The following is a 2,896-nucleotide window of genomic DNA, read 5'->3' as shown; positions in this document are numbered from 1 at the left end:
ATACGAGGATATCGTCGATCATTGCTGCTACGCTTGGCGAACACTGCAGGACCGACCGTGGAAGATAATGTCGATCGGAAGGCGCAACTGGGCACAAGGGTTCTGATCAATGACGGTTGGTATAAGTTCCGTCGGGCATAAGAATCAACAGGATCAGGTCACTGTTTGACAAATCAAGGGCCCACGGGGTAACCAATATGCCGTAAGTTATGCGGTGGTATGGCATTACAGTGTCGATTTCCGCTGAGAGGTGACCCTTCGGTGGAGTGAACCCCTCGGGCTGGGCCAGCGAGGCGCTTCAAACTAGGCCACGGACTCATTAGCTGAAGCGATCCGCATCCTCGTCGCGGCAAGCTTGAGAGCGCGAGGTAATTATCAGCGCGCCGGTCGTATCGCGTCGCAAGGCCGCGCATCTGCTTGATACGATTGAAGAACCGCTCCACGAGGTTGCGCTGACGGTAAACCCAGCGGCTGAAGCTGCATGTCTGCTTTCGATTGGTCCTTGGCGGGGATATTCGCCCAGCATTTGCGTGGCTTGGCAAGTTACGAATTTCGTCCGTGTCATAGGCCTCGTCGGCGAGGATCGTCGCGCCGGGCTGCAGGTCGCTCAACAGCTTTTCAGCCATCGGTGCATCGGCGGCTTGGCCGGCGGTGAGCTCCAGCCGAACTGGTCTACCATCTGCATCGACAAGAGTGTGATTTTTGTCGTCAGGCCGCCACGCGAACGTCCCATGCAAGGATCGGCAGAGCCCCCTTTTTAGCGTTGGCACCATGCTGGTGAACGCGAACACAGGAACTGTCGATCGTTACGATGTCTCCATCGTAACGCTTTGAAACGGCGTCCAGAAGGCGATCCCAGACGCCCTCCTTGCGCCAGCGGGAGAACCGATTGTAAAGCGTCGTGCGTGGGCCATAACGCTCCGGCACATCGCGCCAAGATGAGCAAGTCCTGAAACGCCACAGGATGCCATTGATTACTCGGCGGTCATCGATTCAATTCCACGGCTATTGTTCGGCAAAAGAGGTGCAATAAAGGCCCATTCTTCGTCGCTCAATTCGTGACGGCGCATGCCAATCTCCTTTCAAGGCGATTGAATCACACACCGGTCAATAAGATGAACCCCGTTATGGGGACATTGCCTAAGCTGCCTGCTGGGCGAAATGAGTTCGAATTCTGCTGGCGACCAGTAGTCAAGGGCTCAGTGCAGCCGTTTTGCATTGTAAATCTGGTCGATAAAACTGGGCAAGTGTTCGGCCACGTCAGTAAATGTTTCGTAGCCTGCGGGGTAGATGTCCTCGACCTTTAGGGTCTTCATGAAGCTCTCTACCCGCACATTGGCATAACGGTTGCCGACGGCGCTCGTGGATTACTGTAGACCTGCTCCATTGACGCTTGGCGATAGGCCTCACGTGCGTATCCACGATGGGCGCGCTGCGTCAGGCATCGCTAATGAGGCTCACCGAAAGGCCACTACGGGCGGTTCGTTGGCCCTCCGATGATGCCTTTTCTCACATCTTGGCGGTGGCAGCATGAACTGCTTCAAATACCAGCGATATGAACCTCAGGACGCCGCGAGTCTCCTCTTATCGAAGCAATCGCGAGGTCTCCGTTCTAGTGCATTATCTACCAGTGCTTGTAATTGTTTGCAGCATCAACTGATTGGGCGTTAATGCTAACCCAGAGTTTAGGGTTCTGGCTTGACTGCATCGAAATCCATCGGAGATCTGTCCTGGTCCACTCACGAATAGTTGATGACCGATTATCAAGTACGAGATCGCCGGCAGAGGTTTTTACAACAAGAACAGCATGACCTTCGCCTGACCGAGTTCTTCCCACGGCAATGCGGAGCGCTCGCGAAGGCCACCCAAGTTCAAGAAGATTTTTTTTCTTCGTAAGAGCATAATCTTCGCAGTCACCCACAGCCACGTCTAGGCTCCAAACATCCGTGCCGGATGCATCATTTGCTGGCTTTATGGCTCGATTGATGCCGCTGTTGACTGAAAGCAGTTCTTGCCGGCGCTCTTCAGTGAGGTTAACTATTTGGTCACCGCCTGTGTCTTCACACTGGCCCTGATTTGCTAGACAGAATTTGACCGCTGCAAAAGGCGCTAGAGTGAAACTGCCCTCTCTCATCCGCTCGATGGCAGTTTGTAGATTTCGAATTGCCGAGCCCGGGCCTGCTGCTAATCCCCTCGAGGGGAAAAACGAAGACGCCAATACCGCGCAAATCACTATTAAACGACTAGACTGCATAAGATGCCTCCGAGTAGACGGAAGCATATCTATCATCTCCCTATCGCAGTACCGTTTCATCAAACGATACAATTTTAAACATCTACCTGAATTTGTGATTGCTCAAAACGTGCTACTCTGGCCGAGCCTGCTGACCTGAGGCCCGACTTCTCTCCAGTTTTCAGGAGAGTCTTGAGTTTGTAATCTGGCCTTATGCGGCCTGTTTTTCCATAGCCATTTTCATTGCGAATTCGCTGGGGTTGATATTGCCCAGCGACGAGTGCGGTCTGTTCGTATTGTAATCCTCCTTCCATGCAGTCATTGCGGCGCGGGCTTGAGCGAGCGACGAGAACAGCGTCTCGTTGAGGTACTCGTGGCGGAAGCTGCCGTTGAAGCTTCGACGAAGCCGTTTTGCATCGGCTTGCCGGGGGCGATGTAGTGCCATTCGACCTTGGTCTCCTGGCACCATTTGAGGATGGCCACCCGATGCGACAAGTTGGGTGCTACCCTTCTCGCAATGACGGAACTGGCTTGCATTAGAGCGGTTCCCTTTCATGCTGGATCGTATCCGCAGGAACTGAAGTAGTTTCGGGCTTCCTTTGGCTCGATGAGTTCTATGCTCTTTCCGATCCTGTCCCACAGTCCTGTTACGGTTCTCTCTGC

Annotated in this window: 1 protein-coding gene and 4 pseudogenes; all 5 read right to left on the bottom strand. The window is 53.7% G+C overall.

Annotated elements, in window-relative coordinates; translation table 11 throughout:
- Positions 1-350: 350 nt before the first annotated feature.
- Positions 351-1,076: pseudogene (locus KX729_RS33370) on the bottom strand (IS5 family transposase); the annotation flags it as partial.
- Positions 1,077-1,199: 123 nt separating this feature from the next.
- A pseudogene (locus tag KX729_RS33365) lies at positions 1,200-1,349 on the bottom strand (integrase core domain-containing protein); the annotation flags it as partial.
- A gap of 275 nt (positions 1,350-1,624) precedes the next feature.
- On the bottom strand, positions 1,625-2,134 hold the full coding sequence (locus KX729_RS34820) for a transglutaminase-like cysteine peptidase (RefSeq protein ID WP_376776126.1): 510 nt from the start codon (positions 2,132-2,134) through the stop codon (positions 1,625-1,627).
- Between the two features lie 310 nt (positions 2,135-2,444).
- Positions 2,445-2,713 (bottom strand): annotated as a pseudogene (locus tag KX729_RS33355) (integrase core domain-containing protein); the annotation flags it as partial.
- Between the two features lie 72 nt (positions 2,714-2,785).
- Positions 2,786-2,896: pseudogene (locus tag KX729_RS33350) on the bottom strand (IS630 family transposase); the annotation flags it as partial.

The sequence above is a fragment of the Neorhizobium populisoli genome, from assembly GCF_019430945.1.
GTDB lineage: Bacteria > Pseudomonadota > Alphaproteobacteria > Rhizobiales > Rhizobiaceae > Neorhizobium > Neorhizobium populisoli.
The sequence above is the reverse complement of the archived record's forward strand: the minus strand, read 5'-3'. Positions and strand labels throughout refer to the sequence as shown.